General features: G+C 60.1%; 20 protein-coding genes and 1 pseudogene. 11 read left to right on the top strand and 10 right to left on the bottom strand.

Annotated elements, in window-relative coordinates:
• Positions 1-9: 9 nt before the first annotated feature.
• Both G9X67_RS01065 and G9X67_RS01060 read right to left on the bottom strand, forming a co-directional pair.
• Positions 10-396 carry a response regulator gene (locus G9X67_RS01065; RefSeq protein WP_138390465.1) on the bottom strand — a complete coding sequence of 129 codons (387 nt, stop codon included), beginning with the start codon at positions 394-396 and terminating at the stop codon, positions 10-12.
• A gap of 114 nt (positions 397-510) precedes the next feature.
• Positions 511-1011, bottom strand: coding sequence for a ferritin-like domain-containing protein (locus G9X67_RS01060; RefSeq protein ID WP_138390466.1), 501 nt, complete (start codon positions 1009-1011; stop codon positions 511-513).
• A gap of 99 nt (positions 1012-1110) precedes the next feature.
• Between G9X67_RS01060 and G9X67_RS35380 the strand changes: the two are divergent.
• Both G9X67_RS35380 and G9X67_RS01050 read left to right on the top strand, forming a co-directional pair.
• Positions 1111-1218: pseudogene (locus G9X67_RS35380) on the top strand (isochorismatase family protein); the annotation flags it as partial.
• Positions 1219-1415: 197 nt separating this feature from the next.
• A complete protein-coding gene (locus tag G9X67_RS01050; RefSeq protein WP_171597804.1) occupies positions 1416-1718 on the top strand; it encodes a hypothetical protein in 303 nt (100 codons plus the stop codon).
• Between the two features lie 12 nt (positions 1719-1730).
• On the opposite strand, the gene G9X67_RS01045 is transcribed toward G9X67_RS01050, so the two are convergent.
• Positions 1731-2030 carry a hypothetical protein gene (locus G9X67_RS01045; RefSeq protein WP_138390522.1) on the bottom strand — a complete coding sequence of 100 codons (300 nt, stop codon included), beginning with the start codon at positions 2028-2030 and terminating at the stop codon, positions 1731-1733.
• A gap of 161 nt (positions 2031-2191) precedes the next feature.
• On the opposite strand from G9X67_RS01045, the gene G9X67_RS01040 reads away from it, so the two are divergent.
• The 4 genes from G9X67_RS01040 (at position 2192) to G9X67_RS01025 (ending at position 4115) form a co-directional block, all read left to right on the top strand.
• A complete protein-coding gene (locus tag G9X67_RS01040; protein WP_348649088.1) occupies positions 2192-2437 on the top strand; it encodes a hypothetical protein in 246 nt (81 codons plus the stop codon).
• A gap of 88 nt (positions 2438-2525) precedes the next feature.
• The gene (locus G9X67_RS01035) at positions 2526-2939 is read left to right on the top strand and encodes a hypothetical protein (protein WP_138330853.1); all 414 of its coding nucleotides are present in this window, start codon (positions 2526-2528) and stop codon (positions 2937-2939) included.
• 66 nt (positions 2940-3005) lie between these two features.
• Positions 3006-3251, top strand: a complete 246-nt coding sequence (locus G9X67_RS01030; RefSeq protein ID WP_138390468.1) for a hypothetical protein — start codon at positions 3006-3008, stop codon at positions 3249-3251.
• Positions 3252-3395: 144 nt separating this feature from the next.
• Positions 3396-4115 carry a Crp/Fnr family transcriptional regulator gene (locus G9X67_RS01025; RefSeq protein ID WP_171597803.1) on the top strand — a complete coding sequence of 240 codons (720 nt, stop codon included), beginning with the start codon at positions 3396-3398 and terminating at the stop codon, positions 4113-4115.
• Positions 4116-4474: 359 nt separating this feature from the next.
• Here the strand turns inward: G9X67_RS01025 and G9X67_RS01020 are convergent, their stop codons facing one another.
• The 7 genes from G9X67_RS01020 to G9X67_RS00990 all read right to left on the bottom strand — a co-directional run bounded on the left by G9X67_RS01020 (position 4475) and on the right by G9X67_RS00990 (position 16047).
• Positions 4475-4969, bottom strand: a complete 495-nt coding sequence (locus G9X67_RS01020) for a ferritin-like domain-containing protein (protein ID WP_171597802.1) — start codon at positions 4967-4969, stop codon at positions 4475-4477.
• A gap of 22 nt (positions 4970-4991) precedes the next feature.
• Positions 4992-5906, bottom strand: coding sequence for a PhnA-like protein (locus G9X67_RS01015; protein WP_171597801.1), 915 nt, complete (start codon positions 5904-5906; stop codon positions 4992-4994).
• A gap of 186 nt (positions 5907-6092) precedes the next feature.
• Positions 6093-8390, bottom strand: coding sequence for a glycosyltransferase family 4 protein (locus G9X67_RS01010; RefSeq protein WP_138330858.1), 2298 nt, complete (start codon positions 8388-8390; stop codon positions 6093-6095).
• Entirely contained in the window at positions 8387-11623 is a 3237-nt protein-coding gene (locus G9X67_RS01005; RefSeq protein WP_171597800.1) for a glycosyltransferase, read from the bottom strand. The genes G9X67_RS01010 and G9X67_RS01005 overlap by 4 nt, the downstream gene beginning before the upstream one ends.
• Positions 11616-13973, bottom strand: a complete 2358-nt coding sequence (gene glf, locus G9X67_RS01000) for a UDP-galactopyranose mutase (RefSeq protein ID WP_138390472.1) — start codon at positions 13971-13973, stop codon at positions 11616-11618. Before glf ends, G9X67_RS01005 begins: the two co-directional genes overlap by 8 nt.
• A 62-nt stretch (positions 13974-14035) precedes the next feature.
• Complete coding sequence (locus G9X67_RS00995) at positions 14036-15031, bottom strand: glycosyltransferase (protein WP_348649085.1); 996 nt, start codon at positions 15029-15031, stop codon at positions 14036-14038.
• A 662-nt stretch (positions 15032-15693) separates the two neighbouring features.
• On the bottom strand, positions 15694-16047 hold the full coding sequence (locus G9X67_RS00990) for a MarR family transcriptional regulator (protein WP_131718345.1): 354 nt from the start codon (positions 16045-16047) through the stop codon (positions 15694-15696).
• A gap of 91 nt (positions 16048-16138) precedes the next feature.
• Between G9X67_RS00990 and G9X67_RS00985 the strand changes: the two genes are divergently transcribed.
• From G9X67_RS00985 to G9X67_RS00965, 5 genes are read left to right on the top strand one after another with little or no spacing between them, the layout of a single operon-like run.
• Complete coding sequence (locus G9X67_RS00985) at positions 16139-16678, top strand: hypothetical protein (protein WP_171597798.1); 540 nt, start codon at positions 16139-16141, stop codon at positions 16676-16678.
• Positions 16679-16681: 3 nt separating this feature from the next.
• Positions 16682-17344 (top strand): transglycosylase SLT domain-containing protein, encoded by a 663-nt coding sequence (locus G9X67_RS00980; protein ID WP_171597797.1) that lies wholly within the window; start codon positions 16682-16684, stop codon positions 17342-17344.
• Positions 17341-17640 carry a TrbC/VirB2 family protein gene (locus G9X67_RS00975; RefSeq protein ID WP_129417250.1) on the top strand — a complete coding sequence of 100 codons (300 nt, stop codon included), beginning with the start codon at positions 17341-17343 and terminating at the stop codon, positions 17638-17640. The genes G9X67_RS00980 and G9X67_RS00975 overlap by 4 nt, the downstream gene beginning before the upstream one ends.
• Before the next feature lie 5 nt (positions 17641-17645).
• Positions 17646-17984 carry a type IV secretion system protein VirB3 gene (locus G9X67_RS00970; protein WP_171597796.1) on the top strand — a complete coding sequence of 113 codons (339 nt, stop codon included), beginning with the start codon at positions 17646-17648 and terminating at the stop codon, positions 17982-17984.
• Positions 17977-20343 carry a VirB4 family type IV secretion system protein gene (locus tag G9X67_RS00965; protein ID WP_171597795.1) on the top strand — a complete coding sequence of 789 codons (2367 nt, stop codon included), beginning with the start codon at positions 17977-17979 and terminating at the stop codon, positions 20341-20343. Before G9X67_RS00970 ends, G9X67_RS00965 begins: the two co-directional genes overlap by 8 nt.
• Positions 20344-20353: the final 10 nt, after the last annotated feature.

Genomic DNA, 20353 nt, shown 5'->3' with positions numbered 1-20353 from the left:
GGACGGACATTACCACACCGCTTTCAGTGCCTGCCTAACGGCATCTTCAAACTGATCCGGCGTGCAAGGTTTCGGTAGCCACACGCCTCTTCCAAAGGATTCGTCTTCGCCGGTCGCACCCCGCGTGTCTCCGGAATAGACGATGAAGGGGATTTCCCGTTCGATGAGATCGGCGACGACGCCTGAGCAGAGGCCGTCCTTCAGTCGTGGATCGACGATCGCTAGATCAGGGGTTTTCTCCAACAACCATAACAACGTCTCCTCGTTGGTCTCGAGAGACGTAACGTTTCCAATTCCCATAGCGCGCAACATCTCTTCGGCGTCGATCGCGATGATTGCCTCGTCTTCCAGAAGAAGAACCCGCGTTGATCGATGAGATGGCATCTTCGTCGTCATTTTTGATGAGCTCGCTTCATAGGAATGACATCATCATTCGCTCGATGCAACCGATACAAAAGGCCACGGCGACCTTATGGTCGCCGTGGCGCCGGCAGTTGTCGTGAGGTGTGGTCAGGCTGCTTTGGAACCCTTGGCATTGGCCTGGGATTCAGCAAGCTGGGTCAGCTTCTTGTCAGTTGCTTCTTCCTCGGCGAGGTTCGCCTGCAGAAGCGGAACGGCGTCCTTGAGACCGAGCTGGCGGGCCCAGGCGATGAGCGTACCGTAGCGGGCGATCTCATAGTGTTCGACTGCCTGGGCCGAGGAGATCAGGCCGGCGTCTAGGGCAGCCGATCCTTTGAACTCTTCCATGATCTCCTCGCCCTCGGCGATGATGCCCTGGATGGCTTCGCAGGTCTTACCGCGCGCCGGTTTGCCGAGGATTTCGAAGACCTGCTCAAGCCGCGCGATCTGGCCCTGGGTCTCGTCGCGGTGCTTCAGGAAACCTGCCTTGCCTTGTTCGGACTGGGCGCTGCGGGCCATCTTCGGCAGTGCTTTCAGGATCTGCTTTTCGGCAAAGTAAATGTCCTTGAGAGTATCAAGGAAAAGGTCGTCGAGCGTTTTCGTAGTTGCCATCGTGTCCTCCTGGCAATGGGATTTGCGGGAACCTAACGCCGGGTATCGGGAGTTGTTCCGGCAAGCGGACATGGCGAACCCGGAAGGCGACTTCGCGCCCTCACGGGCGGAGGCACCGACGTCTGCGCTCTCGCCGCGGCGATGGGCGCGATTGATCTCGGCTATCGCGTGGTGGTGGTGCGCGACGCCTTTTGCGCCGGCGCCGACGGCTACTCGCAAGACGGCGATGTAGGCGATCGAAAGCGCGGCGGAGGCGGAGCGGGGGAAACGGAGCGCCTGCGAGGCTTAAGGCGCGGCCTTAACGACGCCGGCCGACCGACCCGCTCCGCGCTGAGCGGCGACAGGCGTCCGGAACAAGAGCCCGACAGCGGCATTTCCTTCCGTCCATCAAGGAGTGCACAGACATGCAGATCATCGGCACCAGTGTTACAAACATTTCAAACGGCAAGGTCACTGTCGAATTCACGGGCGAGGGAGGCGAGGGAATTTCCGTGACGGTAGTTTCATCGACCGGCGATCTCGACGGCGACGCCGCCGTTCGCAGAGCGAACGAGTTGATGGTTCAGGTTGCGACGTTTGGGATTCCGAACGAGGCGTTTGTGGAAGCGCAGCAAGCCGCCGATGAAAGCGTGGTCGAAACTCACGACGGGGCCGAAGAGACGTCGCCCGCGACCGGTTTCTTCTCTTCCCCGAAGGCCGTGTCTTAGTCCTGGGGCTCCCTACAGGCGCTCGATAACCCCCGCCCGAACGACGATCTCCTCTTGACGGAAGCGAACCTCAAGGTCGGCGCGGTAAGACGACCACCATGCACGGTCGAGATCGTCCACCATAACTTCGACGACAATGATGCGGTCCTCCTCGACGTCGCCGTCGTCCTCCCACAGACCTTCCGCGGGCGCGTTGACATGGAGGGTGATGCCGCCGAAGCGCTCGGTGAGTTCTTTGCGCACGCTGTCGAGATTCGTTCGGTTGCATCTGCCTCGGATGACAGGGAGAAGAATTTCGACAAGGAAAGGCATGGGACGCTCCAGCAGTGGACCTATGCCCTCAACATCTTTGAAGCAAACCTGTTCCTGCGCCATCGGAACTTCCAGGCGCCATTGCCTGTTATCGGGGGCGCCGCGACACACATGAAGGAGATCAGATTGAACACGGCGAACCTCGAGCTCGAGGCCTGATCATGGCCGTAACGGCGATCTCGGACATCCTTGTCACCCAAAGGTGTCGTGACCCATCAGGAAATAGCCGCCGCACTTGGGCTGCAGAGCGCGCGGTCGATCAGGACGACGAACACGAGCTTTCCGATTCGAACCGCGCCGCCACGCTCTTCCCGGTCCGCGTGCTCCTCCTCGCCAATGAAGCCCCTCAGCGCGGCAAGACGTTCACTTTCTCAGACTACGCAGAGCTGGTCGAGAAGCTCACGTAATGCTGCTGGCCGGACGCCTTTGCCAGAGGCTTGCCCTCCGACGGCACAGCCCCATCTTTACCCGTGAACAAATGTCTGGAGGACACATATGCCACCTCGTAAGCCAGGTAAATCTGCTACGCTCGAAGCCACCGCTGCGAAGATCGCCAGTCCAGTGCCGAAGGGCGTCGTGGATACTGCGACTGGACAGGTCGGCGTCCCTGTCCAGCCCGATTATGATCCTCGCGAAGAACTCGGCGCCCTCCGCAGGCAGCTTGAAACGTTACAGAAGCAGGTGTCGGATGCCGCCCAGACTATCAAGGGCGGCGCGCGTGAGGCTGCGAGGCAGACGCAAGCGACGGTGAAGTTGTACCCTGTTTCGACGATGATCGCGATCGCAGCCGCCGTCGGGGCGATCGCCTTTGCTATAGGAGGCTCCCGCTCGGCGCCGCCTCGTTCGCGTTACGACCGCGCGCTCGACGAGATGCGCGATCTTTATGACAGGGTACGAGACCGGATCTAGGTCCTTTCGGGATTGCGCATAAGGCGATTCTCCGCCACGCTTGACTTGCAAGCGAGGGGAAAACGCATGCTCGAAACCATCATCAAGAATAGTCTCGACGTCGTCGATCGCACCGAACGCCTGATCGACGCGGCGAGGCGACTGCTGGCAGCAGGACTCGACGAGTTCGAGGCCTACAGTCTTCGCATTGAAATCGAAAAGTTGACGGACGTCGTCCTTGTGATGGACGAGGCTGCCCGGCTTCTCCGGCGGACTTTCGAGCTTCGGCCAGAAATTGCCCGCTACACCATAGTGAATTCGACGGTTCACTGACGTATCATCCTTTCGGATCGGATGACTTCGATCATTCCCTTACGCTGGGAATTGCGTCAGGATGGGCCATAGCCGATAGGGGCTATGGGACATGCCGAAATTCAAAACGGCTAGCGAGCCGTGCGTCATAACAGGGGTCGCAAGATGGAAGGCCAGCCGGGATGCGACAACGGATTGATCAAATTGCTTCCAGAAGAAGAGCGCCGGTCTTTCGCCGAGCGCTTGGAAAGGGTGTTCCTACCTCAAGGGTATCAGATCGCGCAGGCGGGAGAGCCGCTGGAGTCAGTCTATTTTCTGTCGTCGGGCATCGGTTCCGTTTTGGCTGTCTCGGATAGCGGCCTGAAAGCGGAGGCCGGCATGTTTGGGCGAGAAGGATTTGCGCCCACTGCGTCATCGGTGGGGGCAAATACCAACCCGTACGATATCGTTACCCAGGTTGAAGGATTTGCACATCGCCTCCCAGTCGGGCTGTTTCAGGAAATCGTTGCCGACAATGGAGTTTTTGCAGACCTGTTGTCCCGCTACCTCTATGTCTTTGCAGCGCAGGTGGCCTATACCGCCCTTGCAAATGCAGCATTCAAAATCGATCAACGTTTAGCGAGATGGCTCTTGATGTGCCACGATCGTCTTGTAACGGACAATATGCCCATCACGCACCAGTTTATTTCCTTGATGCTGGCCGTCCGACGGCCAAGCGTGACCACCGCCTTGCACATGTTGGAGGGAGAGGGGCTAATTCGGTCGGACCGTGGACGCGTTGTTCTTAGAGACCGACCGGGACTGGAGGAATATTCCGCGGGGTCCTATGGGCAGCCTGAACATGAGTACCGGGTGTTGCTGCAAGCGCGCTACGCGCAGCCCTAGAGTAACCCACTCCCACCATAGGGCCTGTCACCGCGCATGCATTGCAGCTTCAGCGACTGACGCTAAGGGCTGGTTTCCATTCGATCAAAGGGTGCCGAATCTCCGGGAGGATCAATCCGTCCCCTGACGCCTTCTACGCATGAGCCTACGGCAAAGCAGAGGGGGCTCCCATCATCGCGGTTGTGCTTGGCAGGGACTAACGGTCGCCGTGCCGCCGCTGCACGTGGCCACATCTGGCGCCGGTTTCGAAGCAGATCCGCTATTTTCCTTGCTGATATTGTCGGCGATATTTAACCCGACAGATTTTTGAGTGAGTCTGCTTCCTCAGGCGCGCGCCGATGCGGCGCGCGCGAGAGCTTTTATGCGGCAGCTGCATTGACCGCGGTTTCGGCGATTTCCGATAGTAGCTCGTCGGTCGACTCTTCTTCGTCGAGTGTCTGGCCGAGAAGCTCGGCAACCTCGTCCTGGCCGAGCGTCCTTGCCCAAGAAAGCATGGTGCCATAGCGGCTGATTTCGTAATGCTCAATCGCTTGGGCGCCGGCTAGAAGGCCGGGGTCAAGAGCGGGGGTTCCCTTAAACTCTTCCATCATCTCCTTCCCTTCCTCGATCATTCCGAGGATGGCACTACAGGTTTTCTGCTTCGCTGGCTGGCCAATCAGTTCAAAGATCTGTTCCAAACGTTTGACCTGCCCCTCGGTTTGCTCCCAATGGGTCTGGAAAGCCTGCTTGAGGTCAGGAGACCGGGCCGCTTCTGCCATTTTCGGCAAGGCGGTTAGGATCTGATTTTCGGCAAAGTAAATGTCCTTGAGGGTTTCGTAGAGAAGATCGCTGAGATTTTTCGGTTCGATAGACATCAGGTTTCCTTTCCGGTGGTGATTAAAGCCGTTGGGTGGAAGTGTGTTCTTCGACAAACAAAGCGGGCTTGGTGCCGGCCGTGCCGCCGAACCAGGCTGCGATTGCGCCGAGCATGAGCGCGAGGAAACCCAGAAGCGCACCCCGTGACACGACTTTCGTCGCCGTCTGGGCTGCGGCCAACGCTTGCTGCTTCGTCTGTTCGACCGAAGCTCTGTAGCTGGCCTCGTATTCATCCACCTTCGCCCGTGCCTGATCGACTGGGATGTTCTGGGCCTTGGCCAGGGCGTCGGAGGCACGTGTTTTGGCATCGTCTATCTTCGACTGATCTCCGGTGGCAACCGCCGTCATGGCGGAGACCGCTGCAGTCTGCAGAGCCGCAGGATCGTTGCCTCCGCTGGCATTTCTGATCTGCTGTTCGATGGTGCCCATCGGGTCGGTTGCTGTGGCCAACGCCGGAGCGGCCGCGGTCGCAGCCGTTGCGACCGTCTGGCCAACTCCGCCGACGATACTCGACAGGCCGCGGAACGCACCCCCGACGAGCGAACCCACCGACGTTGTCAGAAGAAAGAGAACGACAAGCGTGGTCACGGCCCAGGATGTGACCCCATGATAGCCGCCCGTGGATTTGCTTGGTCTGCCGGAAAGCCTCGCGGCAACATAGGCACCGATGAAGGATGCGATGATGCCGGCGACGACGAACCAGAGGCCGCCGACAATCGAGAACGTGCTGGCCGCCGGATTGTCCGAGGTCGCCGGATCGAGGACAGCCGCACCAATGCCAACGCCGAGCAGATTTAGAAGGAGCTGTGTGGCAAGAGCGAGAACGACACCGGCAAACACGGCTCCCCATGCAATGTTGGTGAATGATGTCGTTAGGGAAGGATCGACAGTATGTGCGACGTCGCCGGGTATTCGGTTGGTGGCGAGTTTTGACATGGATTGAACTCCTTTGAGTTCTCGAGTGCGTGGTGACGTCGTACTCACGCGTCGAGGAATTGTTCCCGCATAACCAACTTATCTTATGATGCGCAGCCGCTTGACGAGGACCGCTGTATCCTGCCTAGCGGTCGGCGCATGACGAGACGCTGGTCCGCGCGTAAGGGTAAATTTGCCGTCCCATTGTCATCGGGCGGCTCGCGACGGGATGAATTTTTGGCCGCCTCGATCGGTTGCGAAAGGCATTCCAGCTCGCGCCGCTTGAATAGCGGTCGCAAGCGGTGCGTATGCAGTTCGTCCGGATGCCGTGACCTCCGTCGAAAGAACGCCATTTGCGCACTGGCGGCCATTGTCCCAGCCCGGATGATCTACGATCGGATAGAGGCATAGTCCCTCCAGCGGAACGCCAGACTGCATTGCCAGGGAAGCTTGGCCAACAACATATTCGAACCAAGTCGCGCGTCGCTCGTTCTCGATACCGGTCTCGGCGATGAGGATCGGCCTGCCGTATCGCGCGAAAGTCTGGCGCAAAATCTCATTGAGGGGCTTGTATAGCTCGTGCCCGATGTCGATCGGTGTGCCTCCATGAATCCACTGGTTGTTGAAGTAATAATTCACGCCGATGACGTCGAGATAGCGCTCGCTTCCCCCGATCTGCGGCCACAATCGACCGCCGATGAGATCCCACGCCTGGTATTGCGATTGGCGGTGACCTTCGGCAATACCCCTGTCTTCGGGCCGTGAGGGATGCGCGGTGACATTGATCACCGGCTCGCAGTGAACGAAGCGCGCCCGCTGGTCAACTGAACTGATTTCGTCCATCGCAGCGATTGCGGCGCGCGCCAGCTGCACTTTCAATTCGAAGCCCCGGCCATTGGCAAACGGATTCAGATAGCCCGCATCGCCGCCGCCCCAGGAGAAAAACGAAATCTCATTGACTGGGCAATAAAAGGGAACACTGTCGCACTCCTCGCGCACCAGCTTTGCGCAAGCGCGGGCGAAGGCGGCGAAGCGATCGACAAAACGCGGCGACCAGATGTCGAGATCGTCCGGCCAGCCATAATGCAGCAGATCCCAGATGACCTGCGTGCCGGTCATCGCGGCCGCCCGTATCATCGGTCGCACGCTCGACCAGTCATAGCCACCGGATTTCTCGATCAGGTGCCATCTAAAGCCGTCGCGCACTGTGCGGATCCCCAGGCCTAGAAGTTGACGGTAGTCCTCTTCGGCGTAGCGATCGTGGCTGACGGCGGCTATCATGTCGAGACGGCGGCCCTTGGTCTCACCTTCCCGCGGCCGAAGCCGATGGGTCGAGCATTCGAAACCGCCCTGCAGAAATGACCGGAACAGACCGGTCGGACCGGCCGCCTTGCCCTTGCCGCAGACATCCGCCAGCAGCTGCTCCCACTGCGGCAAAACCGCCTCGATTGAATAGGTGTTCTCCACCTTCCGCCGTAGTGCGGTGCCAAGTGCATGTCGACGCCGCGTGTCCCGCAAAAGAGCGATCATCTGTCCGGCCACGGCGGTGGCATCCCGATAGGGGACGAACAGACCAGATACGTGGTCGTCAATCTGCTGCTTCGCGCCGTTGTCGGGCGTTGCGATCACCGGGAGGGCTGCTGCACCGGCCTCTGCAATGACATGCGGCATGCCTTCTCCGCTTGAAAGCCAGGCAAAGATATCAAATGACGCCATGAGGGCAGGGATATCCTTCCGGTCGCCCAGAAACTGAAGCACACCGCCGAGCCCGCGTTGGGCCGCCAAGGCCTTGAGTTGGATCGCATAGTCCGGCACGAAGGCGTCCGGGCCACCGACGATCATGAACCTGGCATGCTTGGCCGCGACACTCACCAGAGCAGCGGCTTCGATAAAATCCTCGACGTTCTTCTTGGGGTCGAGCCGGCCGACCCAGCCAATCAGAACCTCGTCCTCGGCAATCCCCAGAGCGCTACGGGTCGGCCCCCGCAGAACTGGATCGAACGCCGAGAGGTCGACCATCGAGGGGATCTCAAGCGCATCATGCTCGCGTCCCGGCATCCGCGCTGCGGCGGCGTCGCGGATGGAACGGCATACGCCGACGTAGCGGGTCGTCAAATGTTTGGGGCCGGCCAGTGCTTCAGAAACGAGCCCGCCATGTTCGATCAGCGGCGGGCGAAGATGCAGGCGCTCCAACGCAGGATAGATATCCGCGACGTTCTGACAGGAGATGACGACGTCGTAGCTCGAGATTTTCCCGGCAAGGTAGCCGACCGTGTCGTTAAACGACAAGTCGTAGGGTGTGGTGTCGACGTCGATCCCGAGGGAGCGGAGCTGTACATGGGTCTGCTCGGGCATGCCGGGCTTTTTGAAGCAGGCCACGACGTCGATGCGGTAACGGCGGCGATCAAGGTGTTTGGCCAGCAGCCGCACTTCGGTCTCCTCCCCGCCGACGACCAGCCAGGCGAAGACGAAGAGGATCCGGATGGGCGTCGGTTCGATGGTCATTCGCCAACCTTGAAGACTATTTGCAGGAACTCCGGTCGGTTCTCGACCAGATCGGCGAGGAAGGATGGTGCCTCGTCAATAGGGACGACGTGGGTGACCATGTGCTCACGGATCGTTGTTCCGTCCGAGGCAAGGAGGTCGACCGTCGCACGCGCAAGCCGGCGCCGATCCCAGAGAGGAGCGAGCCCGCGGGGAACGCGGTTGATTTGAGCGCACCGAATGTTCAGGCCATTGTGGTGGAATTCTTCGCCAAGTCTCAAGGCATCCGCTCCGTGCTGGTAGAAGGCAAGATCGATCACAGTACCCTGCGGCCGCAAAGCCTTGAGCGCCGTATGCAGGCTGCCGGGATGCGCTCGTGTCTGAAACGCGAGATCGGCACCGCGTCCCATCGTCCCGTCATGCCAGCGCGCCTTGGCATGCTGCCAAGCCTGATCTTCCGTCATCGCGGTCAGCCCCATTGCCTCCGCCTTTTTCCGGCGAAAGTCGGAGGGGTCGGTGATCACCACGTCGGAGGCGCCAAGCACGCGGGCAAAGAGCGCCGTCATCAGACCGACGGTGCCGGCCCCGAGAACGATCACCGGACGACCGGCGACACCCGCACCGAGTGCGGGGACATTCGCCCCGAACGTTTCCGCGTCGGCATGGAGGATGCCGTTGGCGGCGATCGGCCCCATCTGGGCGACGAAGATGCCGAGCAGGGGATCGAGGTCCGGGGGCACCTGGACCAAGAGATCGTGAAACGGATCTGCCGTATGGCCGGTCTTATGACCATAGCTCGCCGCGAGCACCGCGCCCTCGGAGAAACCATGTGCACGCGACTGCGAAACGCGCGCGACCTCCATGTAGCCGAGGAATGGAACGGGATAATGCAGGTCGGGCTCGTTTTCGATAAAGACGCCGCGCCCGCCATCGAAGCGGGAACGGAAATAAGGATTGGTGTTCTTCAGGAAGGTCAGTTCGGTGCCCGCGGACAGACCAGTGAACAGCGTTTCAAGCCGCAAGTGGCCGTTGGCCGGCGGGCCTTCCTCATAGTCGAAGAAATAAGCACGGCCCGGTGCCTCGACGCCAAGCGAGCGAATCTTGCGATGGCCGGGTGGAAGCCCCTCCGGCGGCCGCGGCTGCGGCTGCAGCGGCGCTGGTTGAGTCCGTCTAATCCCGGAGGGGTCGAGATGCACGACCGACCCACTGCGGGCCGAGGACACCACGGCCAGGGCAAGACGGTGGGTTGCTACAGCGTCGCCGTAGGGGCACCGGATGCGGTTTTCGCCACCACGTACGGCATCGATAAAATCGCGGTCCTCGCGCCAGACCGGATCACCGTCGGCGGTGCGCACCGGGCGTCCTCGTCCGACATCGACCATGATCTCACGGTCGGTCAACTCGATCGCCAGCCTGTCGGCAAAAATGTGCAATCCGACCCGATGGCTCCAGCCGAGAAGGCAGGTGGAAGCTATATTGGCGACCACGCCCGTTTCAAAGGTAAGGCTCGCCGTCGTTACCGTCGGTACGTCCAGGCCTGGAAAATCCGGTCTGTCCTTGTAGCCAGCGCGTCCGTAGACTTCCGTGACGTCGCCGATGAGCCACCGGGCGAGATCGAGCAGATGGGTTGCCTGTTCGACCATCTGACCGCCTGATTTGTCCGCTTTCCACCACCATTCCGGCGGGGGTGTCGAGTCGAGCCAGTAGCCTGACAGAAGCTGCGCGGGATTGTCTGCTAACAGGCTTTTGGCCTCGTCGACGATATCAAGATAGCGCCAATGATAGCCGACAGCCGTTACGAGGTTGGCGTCGGCTACCCCCGCAGCGATGTCTTCGGCCTGCGCCAGGCTCAGCGACACCGGCTTTTCGACAAAAAACGGGATGTGGCGCTGGATGAGATCGCGTTCGGGCTCGCCATGGGCAAAAGGCGGGATGCAGATATAGACCGCATCAAGCTGTTGCGTATCGAGCATTTCGCGATGATGCCCGAACGATCTCGCACCGAAGCGCATCGCCGCCTCGTCGGCCCGGCCAAGATCGGGGTCGGCAAATGCCACGAGTTCGACATCGTCGAAGCTCGCCAGAATGTCCAGGTGCCGGCGCGCGATACCTCCGACACCGATGAAGCCCAGCCGTGTTTTTTCCATGGAAGTGTCCTTTTGTGTTTGGTTTCCCGGCTGGGTCAGGAACCGCTCGTAGACGGCCCCGGTCTCGGCAGCCATTCGAAAGACGGAAAAGTCCCGTTTGAAACGTTCAAGGCCGGCCCGGCCGCTTGCCGCCAGACGATGAGGATCGGCCAGCGCTTGATGGATGACGGCAGCAATCGCCGCTGGATTGCCCGGCTCGGTGAAATAGGGATGATCATCGCCGAGCGCCTCCACCGTCCCGCCGATGCGTGTTGCAATCACGGGCACGGCAAGCGACATGGCCTCCAGAACGGCCAGCGGAAGGCCCTCGAAATGCGATGTAAGAATGAAGAGATCAGCGATTGCCATGGCGTCGGCGACATCGGATCTGTGCCCCAGAAACTGGATGTGATCGCTCACGTCCAACTCCTTGACGAGGGCCCTGACGCGCTCTTCCTCTGGCCCCGTCCCAACAAAAAGCAAGACAACGGACGGGTGATCCTTCAAGACTGCCGGCAAGGCGCGCACCAGCGACGCCTGGTCTTTCTGCTCGGTGAAACGGGCGACCGTCAAAAGGACCGTTTTTCCGACAAGGTCGAGTTCCCGCGCGAAAGCGGTGGCAGATCGCGCGGGCAGCAGCGGAAAGATGCCGTTTCGAACCACCGTCAAACGCGAGGGCGCGACCTGTGCCTCACAGAAGCTCTGCCGCGAGGCTTCGGAAACGACGATGAGATGCGCCAATCTCTCGGTTTCGCGTCGATAATGGTCGATTTGCTCCGGGTCGCTGAGAAGATATGGAAGGTGCTCGGTGCGTATGATTGGGATGGCGCGGGCATCGGCCGCCGCCGCCAGATCGTGGCCCTCCCATCCGATCCCTGCGTGGACGTGCAGGATATCGACGCTGGATCTCGACAGCCACTCGTGAAACTCGCCTGTATCCTGGATCAGCTTCACCGCAAGCCCGACGCGCGCGGCGCGCGCCAACAAGCCCGTTGGATCCTCGGACATCACTGCGATGGTGACATTCCAGCGTTCGCTCAAACCGCGGCCGAGCGCGAGCATATGTTCGCCCATCCCGGAGGGATCGAAGCTATCGGTTGCCAGAAGGACGTGAGGCCTTTTAGTCATGCTGGGCGACGGCTAGGGTTCTGCTGGATCCATGGCGATCCCGCAAGCGCCGGTATGTGGCCAGCGCCTGGCCGACGACCTGGTCCATATTGTAATATTTGTAGGTGCCAAGCCGCCCGACGAAGGTGACGTCGTCGCGCGTACGCGCAAGGCTCTCGTATTGTTTGTAAAGCGCCTGGTTTTCTGGGCGCGGGATCGGATAGTAGGGCTCTCCTTCGGCACTCGCATATTCATAGCTGATACTGGTCATCGGATGGACCTGGCCGGTCAGGTGCTTGTATTCCGTGACGCGCGTATAGGGCACATCCTCCGACGGGTAGTTTATGACGGCGACCGGCAATAGGCGCCGCACATCATGCGTTTCGTGGGTGAACCTCAGACTGCGATAGGGCAGATGCCCGAAGCAGTGGCCGAAATATTCGTCGATGGGACCGGTGAAGATCGTATGGTCAGCCAGGCTCTCACGCCTGAGATCGGCGAAATCCGTGCCGACCATCACCGTGATATTGTCGTGGTTCAGCATCCGTTCAAACATGCGGGTAAAGCCGTCAAGCGGCATGGCCTGAAAGCGATCCAGGAAGTAGCGATCATCGGTGTTGGTCCGGGTCGGGATACGTGCCGTCACCGATCGGTCAAGTTCAGATGGATCGAGCCCCCACTGCTTGCGGGTGTAGCCCTCGAAGAAGGTCCGATAAAGCTCCGCGCCAACCTGGGATATCACGACGTCGCGCGATGTCTTCACCGGATCGCAAGGCTCGGCTCGGTCCGCCAAAAAACGTTCCGCCTCGGCGTCGCTGGTCAGATCGATGTTGTAGAGCGCATTCAGTGTCGTGCGATTGATCGGGATCGGAAGGCGCAGATCGCCGGCCTGGGCAAGCACTCGATGCTCATAGGGCCGCCATGCCGTGAAGCGGGAAAGATAAGCAAAGATATCTTCGCTGTTGGTATGGAAGATATGCGGGCCATATTTGTGAACCAGGATCGCCGCCTCGTCGTAGTGATCGTACGTGTTACCGCCGATATGAGGCCTCCTGTCGCAGATAAGAACCCGCTTGCCGGCGTCGGCCGCGAGCCGCTCGGCAAGAACCGATCCGGCAAAGCCGGCGCCGACGATCAAATAGTCATAGGTTGCCGAAGGTGCTCGGCGCGAGGTTCCGACGCGAAATCGTTCGGGAAGGGCGGCCGAAACCATTTTTTGCGCCGCCGCCTGTTCGACGAGCACGGACATTCTGCGAAAGGTGATGTCCCAGGACGATTGCGTCAGAACCCGGTCTACCACCTCCAACCATGCCGCATCGGAACGGGACAATAAAAGCGCGGCGTCGCAGGCGCCGGCAAAGGCCTCGGCACCGTTTGCCAAGAACACCCCTGGCACGTCGCCGTAACCGCGCACGACATCGACGATCTGCGTTCCAACCACCGGCCGGCCGGCGGCGAGATATTCAGGGGTCTTGGTGGGGCTGATGAAGCGCGTGGCCTCGTTCAGCGCAAACGGCATCAGCGCAGCCTGCCAGCCCGAAAGATATGCCGGAAGATCGGCATAGGCCTTCTGCCCGAGATAATGGATATTCGCGCCCTGGGGTAGATCATCCGGCGAAATCTTTACAATCGGCCCCAAGAATACGAAGGAAAGGTCAGGCCGGGCCGTTGCGACGCTGCGGATCAAGTCGAGATCGAGCCTCTCGTCAATAACCCCATAATATCCAAGACGAGGCTGAGGAATACGCGCCTGGTCGGCTGGATCGGGCAAAGGGCAGCGGGCGGCGCGGAAGTGATGCGTATCAACCCCCGACGGGAACGGATGGATATTGTCGTGTTGACCCCGCCTCGCCTCATAGAGGCTGAGACCGCCGGTAAAGACGACATCGGCACAGGCCATCAAGGCCTGCTCGGAGGCCTTGAGATTGGCCGGCGCGAATTTGAAGTTCGCGAGTTCGTCCATGCAATCATAGACAATCGCGACAGCATCGACATGCCGGGCAAAGCCAAACATCAGCGGCGTATAGAACCAAAGGATCGGCCGCTTGCCGCCGTGGAGCAAAATGAGTTCGTCCAGCAGTCGGCGAAGCGCGGCCTCCCGTTCGACCTCGTTCCACCAATGTGGGATGCGCGGGCGGACTGCCTTGACGTTCGTGCCGTCAAAGGGATGAATCTCCAGATAAGCGAGATGGTGGTCTGTCGGGATAAACTCCTCGAAATAAAAGACCGGCCGCTCGCGTGAGAACCGTTCCATCAGATGCTGTGGCCTCTGGAGTACAAAGTCCCATCTTAGATGCGAAAAGCAGATGAGCGGCGCGTGATCCAACAAACTATTGTCGGACAATTGCGGGATAGAATTCAGCAGATTCATCGAGGACCTCGCAATCAGAATGGTCCCGAACCAAGAATGGCGACGAATGTTCCCGGAGGGCGTTATCTGGCTGACCCGCCAATGAAGGACCTCAGCTTTCGCAAACTGTGCGGCCACGTCCAGTTGGCCAGCACGACCTGGCGCGGCTTGAACGTATCGAGCCGGGTCAGCATGTCGCGAATGCCTTCGTGAAAATTCTCGGGCGAGGCCACTTGACCCGTCTCGGGCGTGATAAATTGCAATCCGCAGCGCAACTGGCTGTTGGCAAGGACGGGGATTCCCGCCAACATATATTCCGTCAGGATTGCTGGTGCGCCGTCATCGATGCCGCAGACCACGCCGATATGCGCTTGGTTCATCAGCCTGTTCACCTCCTCAAACGATACGCCGGGCGGGTCGATGAAGTCGACATGGATGCCGAGTTCGCCGACCTCGCGACGCAATGTGCCCACCATCTCGCCGTAGCCGCAGACGCAAAGGGCGCGTATCGAACGCGGAAGCTTCGCAAGCGCGTGAAACAGGATGTCGTGCCGCTTATAGGCTTGCGCGGCAGCAACATAGATCACGTCGTAGGTCTTAGGTATGTCGATCGGCCTGAAGGTAAGTTCTGAGGCGAACTCGGGTCCAATCGGCATGATGATCGTCGGTATCATCGGATGGCGTGAGCGCACCGCTTCGGACTGCCATTCGGAGCCGGTGAGAATGAGGTCGAAATGCCGGCTCACGTCAAAGGGAACGCGCAAGGCGGGTGCGTCGATCGAGTTGTAAATCTTGAAACTGCCGCGGCATGCCAACAACACGTCTTCACTCACGCCGAGGCCCCAGACACAAAGGATCGACGGCGGCCCGAAGGCCGCGATGTGCCCGAGCATATCGTTGGAAGAAAACGGCGCTTCGGACCCGTTTGCCTGGAATGCGCGGCGCATCAGAAACGGGTTGGCGCCAGGCCGTTCAATCGGCGGTGTGGCGCCGTGCCAATGTGTCCAGACCTCGGCGCAGTCCACAAGGCCGGCTTTGAGAACGGCAAGCGGCAGCCGTTCGATATAGCCGCCGATCACCTGAAGGTCTGGGGCCCGATCGGCGGGTTGTGGACGAGGTCCCCGATTGCCTGCGAGCCACTGTTTGCGAAACCACGCCGGGGTCCGAGGCTCTGCGTTTTCGCCATCGCCGTCCTGGAAGTCGCTGATGATGACTATTCGTTGTAGCGCTCTCGGCGCTGCTGGCAATAATGGCATGGAGGTCCCGCGGCATGATGTCTGCAGCCCGAACCATGCGATCGCACGTAATGTTCCCACCTTGTCGCACCGCTTCCACCGCGCTCGAGCCAGAGCGGTCCACGCATCTCGTTGTTGTGGGCGATGGTTCCGGCTTTTGCTGCCGAGAGCAAATGCTCTCTTGTCGCTGCGGTTACGGCCGTCGTGTCCAACGGGTTAGACGGCCCACATACACATTGTCTTGGGAGCTCAGCGCGTCATGGGGACGCTTCTTTGGCGAGTTGCCTCCGCGCCAGGCGGACGCGACAGGGATGGTGAACACAGCGATATTGCGGTTTCTTGTGTCGCCGGCGAATGACAATCGAGCGCCAACGTGCCCGGCGCTCACCTCACCCTATATGTCGTGACCCTGGCCTTGCGATGTCAACCAATTCTCGCAGCTGCAGGCGTTGCGGTAATTTCTGAGCAACTGACAACCAAACCAAAATCGTCACTTAAAACCGCAGTCATCCGGCTGCGAAAGAACTCAGTTTCTCCAGAAGCGCTTCTGAAATCTCGAACTGGCGCGCCGTTCCACGACCCATCGAGTTCTTCACGATCGTCTCGTCCAACATCCCCCGTTTGACCAGGAGATCGACCGTCTCCTTGACGCCACTGCGTGTCAGGGCCGTAATTTCCATGATACTGGAAAGGGTTAGCTTCTGATGCGCCTGGTTCATGCTGTAGAGGACCGTCATCATGCCGACCTGCTTCAGCCTTGCCTGAGGCGTCTCGTCTTCCAGGGGATGATCGAGGATCTCGTGCAGGATGAGACCTGAGAAGGCCAGATTCCGCCATTGGGTCGTGAGTGCTCTTGTCATGTTATTTTACTGTGTTATATAAATCAGTATAAGTTGCTCTACAGGCAAACCACCTTTTCCACAATGGGATGTCCTTTGGAGGGTCGTCTTCATGAAAAACCTTCTGCTCAACTCAGTCGTGGCGGTCTGCTGCATATTGCCACCCTACCCTACTTCACCTGGCAGGGCGCAAGCAAATGATTGGGGTTGCGAGGTTATCCTATGCCTCTCCAACCCCGGAGGCCCGACGCAATTTGCAGAATGCCGGCCGCCGATCGAGAAGCTCTGGCGCGAGCTTGCCGAGGGGCATTCGTTCCCAACCTGCAGCAGCGCTTCCTTCCACACTTCGCGCCCGGGCTATGAGCCTTATTACTGCGAAACCGGATACCGGCTGGAAAGCGATTATGGTCCGCGCGGGCAAGAAACAACCTGCGTGTCGACAGCCCTCCAACCCGTGAGCGATGCAGTCTGCCCTCGTGTTGGGGACGGGTACAATTTCAGCAACGGTTCGGTTCTGTCCCCGCGTTGGCAGCTGCTGGATGGACGGCGCCAATGCATGGGCTATCCGACGGCCCGCCCGAACGTCAGATCGCAGCCCAATTATATCGACGTCACGATCGACGGGACGGCAACCCAGCGGGTCTGGTACTGATCGATGGCCGTCGCCTTTGTGGATCTCGCCCAGAACTGCGCGCCCATGGTGGAAATCAGGACGCTCGCCGCTGTCATCAGTCTCGAGAGTGGTTTCAAGCCCTTCGCTATTCGTATCAACAGCGGTGCACCGCTTGAGCGCCAACCCGCATCAAAGGCCGAGGCAATTGAACTCGCGACCTCCCTCGTCGCCGATGGGCAGGACGTCCAGATCGGTCTTGGCGGCATCGGCCTGGACGAGTTGCGCAGGCTCAAGCTTTCGATTTCGGATGCATTCGATCCCTGCATGAACGTCAAGGCCACGGCCACTCTGCTCGACGGCTATTATCGGCTGGCCTTGCGCGCTGGTGCCGATGCGATGCAAGCCGAAAACGTCATGCTTCAATCCTACTACGGGCGTGACGATCCGTCCGTCGGCGAGATGATCAAATATGACGAGCAGATCCGCCAGGAAATGGTCCGTCTGCCTTCCGACCTGGCGTCGCTCGCTATCGCCGAGCCGCGCGAAGAAGCCGCTCGCGCGGAGCCGTCAGCCACGAGGGAGATATCCCCGGCCGCACAATTCCTTCCCCAATCCGGTGAAGCCGCATCGTGGGACGTCTTCAACGCCCAGCGGTCATCCCAGGTTCTCGTGTTTCAAAAAAGTCGATCGGAGCAAAGTGAATGATCTCAAAAGCAAACCTTCGCCCTGTCGGAGCCTCTCTCCTGATGGCCGCCGCCATCGTCGCCTGCCTGGTGGAGCCGGCATTCGCCCAGGCAGCCGGCGTTGAAACCGTGCTGCAGAACATCGTCACCATGCTGACCGGCAACATCGCCCGGCTGCTTGCGGTCATCGCCGTCATCATCATCTGCATTGCCTGGATGTTCGGCTACATGGATCTGCGCCGCGCCGGTTTCTGGATCATCGGCATCGGCGGGATTTTCGGGGCGACGGAACTCGTCAATACGATCGTTGGAAGCTGATCAACATGCCGACAGCTGCCGCTATCGAGGAAGATACCCTGTTCCTTGCCTGCACCCGCCCGGCGATGATCGCCGGCGTGACGATGGAGGCAATGGGCGTGAACGTCATGCTGACGACGATCCTCTACATCACCACGGGATCAATCGCCTATGCGCTTGTCGGTGTCGTCTTCCATTTCATATTCCGCACGCTCGTCAAGCACGACCACAACATGTTCCGGATCCTGATCTCCTGGATCGAGACCCGCGGTCGGTCGCGCAACGCCGCCTATTGGGGTGGCGCCACGCTCTCACCGCTGACGCTCATCCGGCGCTATGACGAAAGGGATTTGAGCCTTGCCTAGCATCGCAACGCTTCGCTCGCGTGAACTCGGGCCGGAAACCTTCATTCCGCACGTCCGTCATGTCGATAAGACAACGATTGCGCTCGAATCCAGGGTGCTGATGGTGATGCTCGCTCTCGAAGGCATATCCTTCGAAACCGCCGATGTCCTGGATCTCAACGGCCTGCACCGTGATCTCAATACGCTCTACCGCAATATCGCCGATGAGCGCCTGGCGCTCTGGACACATGTCATTCGCCGTCGCAACAACGACTATCCGGATGGAGAGTTCGCCAATCCTTTCTCGCACGGTCTGAATGCAAGATACCGCCAACGCATGATCGATGAGGATCTGTTTCGAAACGATCTTTATCTCTCGCTTGTCTGGCATCCGGGCCGGGATCCCGCCGAAAAGGCCGCCCATCTTCTCTCCCGCCTGCGCAAGGCACGCCGTGCCGACATCGAGCTCGATGAGGATGCCCTGAAGCACCTGCAAGACAAGGTATCCGACGTCACCGCGGGCCTGAGGCGCTTCGAGCCCCGTGTGCTTTCCGTCTACGAGCAGGACGGCATCCTGTTCTCCGAGCCGAGCGAGGTCCTGCACCAGATCGTCGGCGGCCGGCGGGAGCGCGTTCCCTTGACGGAGGGCAGGATATCGTCGGCGATCTATTCGGATCGGGTGATCTTCGGGCGGGAGACCATCGAGATCCGTCATGAGGCCGACAGCCGTTACGCCGGCCTATTCGGGTTCAAGGAATATCCGGCGACGACCCGCGGCGGCATGCTCGATGGCATCCTGACGGCGCCGTTCGAGCTCATCCTGACGCAGTCTTTCGCCTTCGTCTCGAAAGCCGATGCGCGCACGATCATGGGGCGCAAACAGAACCAGATGGTGAGCGCCGGCGACAAGGCGGCCTCGCAAATCGACGAGCTCGGCGATGCCATGGACGATCTGGAGTCGAACCGCTTTGTGCTTGGAGAGCACCATCTGGCGCTGTCGGTCTTTGCGCCTTCGGTGAAGGAACTCACCGACCATATGGCCAAAGCAAGGGCGTATCTCACCAACGGTGGCGCGGTCGTCGCTCGCGAGGATCTTGGGCTGGAGGCGGCCTGGTGGGGGCAGTTGCCCGGCAATTTCCGTTATCGCGCGAGATCGGGTGCCATCACGTCGCGAAACTTCGCGGCCCTCGCCCCCTATCATTCCTATCCGACAGGCAGGAAGGACGGAAATGAATGGGGACCGGCGGTTGCCATGCTGAAGACTGCCTCCGGCTCGCCCTTCTATTTCAATTTCCATCACAGCGACCTTGGCAATACCTTCGTCTGCGGTCCGTCGGGCGCCGGCAAGACGGTGCTCCTCAATTTTATGCTCTCCCAACTCGAAAAACATGATCCCCACATGGTCTTCTTCGATAAGGATCGCGGAGCCGACCTATTCGTCAGGGCCGCGGGCGGCACTTACCTGCCGCTTCGAAACGGCGTTGCCACCGGCTGCGCGCCGTTGAAGGCGCTTGAACTCACCCCCGAGAACAAGGTGTTCCTCGCCCGCTGGGTCGGACAATTGGTCGGGTCGGCCAAGCGCGAGTTGTCGGTCTCGGAGTTGCGCGACATCGCCTCGGCCATCGACGGCCTGGCGGACCTGCCGGTCGACAGGCGCTCGATCGGCGCCTTGCGCACTTTCCTCAACAACACCGATCCCGAAGGCATCGCCGCGCGGCTCAGGCGGTGGGAGAGGGGAGGGCCGCTTGGCTGGGTGTTCGACAACGAGACCGACGACATCGGGATCGGCGCCAAGTTCATCGGCTACGACATGACCGACTTCCTCGACAATGAGGAGATCCGCACTCCGCTGATGGCCTATCTGTTCTTTCGCATCGAGCAGCTGATCGATGGGCGCCGCATCATCATCGTCATCGACGAGTTCTGGAAGGCCCTGCAGGACGAAGGCTTTCGCGATCTCGCCCAGAACAAGCTGAAGACCATCCGCAAACAGAACGGGCTGATGTTGTTCGCGACCCAAAGTCCGCGCGATGCCATCGTCTCGCCGATCGCCCACACGATCATCGAGCAGTGCCCGACGCAGATCTTCCTTCCCAATCCGCGCGGCGACCGTGCCGATTACGTCGACGGGTTCAAATTGACGGAGCGCGAGTTTGCGCTTCTCTCCCGCGAGCTTTCGGTCGAGAGCCGCCGCTTCATCGTCAAACAGGGTCACAACAGCGTTGTCGCCGAATTGAACCTCAGGGGTTTCGATGACGAGCTCGACATCCTGTCCGGCCGGACCGCCAACGTCGAACTCGCCGAGGCGATTCGCGCGGAGGTCGGCGACCGGCCCGAGGACTGGCTGCCGGTGTTTCAGCAAAGAAGGAGGACGGATTGATGCAAAGGGT

This window comes from Rhizobium sp. WYCCWR 11152, from assembly GCF_013087615.1.
Taxonomy (GTDB): domain Bacteria; phylum Pseudomonadota; class Alphaproteobacteria; order Rhizobiales; family Rhizobiaceae; genus Rhizobium; species Rhizobium indicum.
Note: the sequence above shows the minus strand (reverse complement) of the source record. Positions and strands in the feature narration are given on the sequence as shown.